The following is a 916-nucleotide window of genomic DNA, read 5'->3' as shown; positions in this document are numbered from 1 at the left end:
CCTCGTCGATCCCGACACCGGCTGCCGGTGGATTATGAGGCCCGCCGCACGCTGTTGAAGGAGGTCGAAGGTGTCGTGGAGCGCAATGCCGTCGCCGGCCTGCTGGAACGCTGGACCGACGGCGCGGTGAAGCTGGCGGTCACCCGGCAGGCTCTTGCGGTCCGTGCGGAGTTGCCGGAGGTTTTCAGTGCCGGTGACTATCTGCCGCTGGAGGCGACCGGCGAGCGTGCCGACCATGTGGTGGCCTATGCCCGCCGCAATGGCGACGACACGGTGGTGGTGGCGGTGCAGCGTCTGGTGGGTCAGCTGGGCGAAACTCCGGACTGGAGCAACACCGCCATCCCGCTGCCGCGTGGCACCCGCTGGCGCAATCGCCTGACCGGAGCGGAGCTGGAGGGCGGCGACGCGGTGATGGCGGCGGCGCTGTACGCCGACCTGCCGGTGGCGTTGCTGGTCCGCGAGGGGTAAGCGGGAAAATCTCCCCCCCCCGGGGGAGAGGGGATTGTCAGCTGACCGGGGATCAGCGGGCCGTGCTGCCGGCGCCCGAGGACGAGCCGCCCGTTGAGCCGCCTGTCGGACCGCCCACCGAACCGCCCATCGACCCAGACGGCTGCTGGGTGCCGACCGGACCGTCCGAACCGGTGCCCATCGAGCCGCTGTTGCCCAGACTGTTGCCACCGGTGCCGCCGGTCGAACTGGACGAGCCGGAACCGGTCATCGACCCGCTGCCCATCGATGCCCCGCCGGAGGACGAACCGCTGGTGGCGCCGCTGTTGCCGTCCACGCCGCCCATGTTGCCGCAGCCGAGCTGGTTGTTCGACGTGCAGGGAGGATTGGCTTGATTGGAGTTGGTCGTCGAGCCGGCGCTGTTGGCGGCCGGGCTGCCGGAGATCGAACCGCTGTCGGCGGCGAAAGC

Annotated in this window: 1 protein-coding gene and 1 pseudogene; one reads left to right on the top strand and one right to left on the bottom strand. The window is 70.5% G+C overall.

The features are described from left to right. Positions 1-468 (top strand): annotated as a pseudogene (locus tag I71_RS33835) (malto-oligosyltrehalose synthase); the annotation flags it as partial. A gap of 52 nt (positions 469-520) precedes the next feature. Here the strand turns inward: I71_RS33835 and I71_RS33830 are convergent. Next, positions 521-916, bottom strand: a 396-nt coding sequence (locus tag I71_RS33830; protein ID WP_199902329.1) for a hypothetical protein, incomplete at its 5' end; no start/stop codon positions are given.

This window comes from Azospirillum sp. B506, from assembly GCF_000333595.1.
Lineage (GTDB): Bacteria > Pseudomonadota > Alphaproteobacteria > Azospirillales > Azospirillaceae > Azospirillum.
The sequence above is the reverse complement of the archived record's forward strand: the minus strand, read 5'-3'. Positions and strand labels throughout refer to the sequence as shown.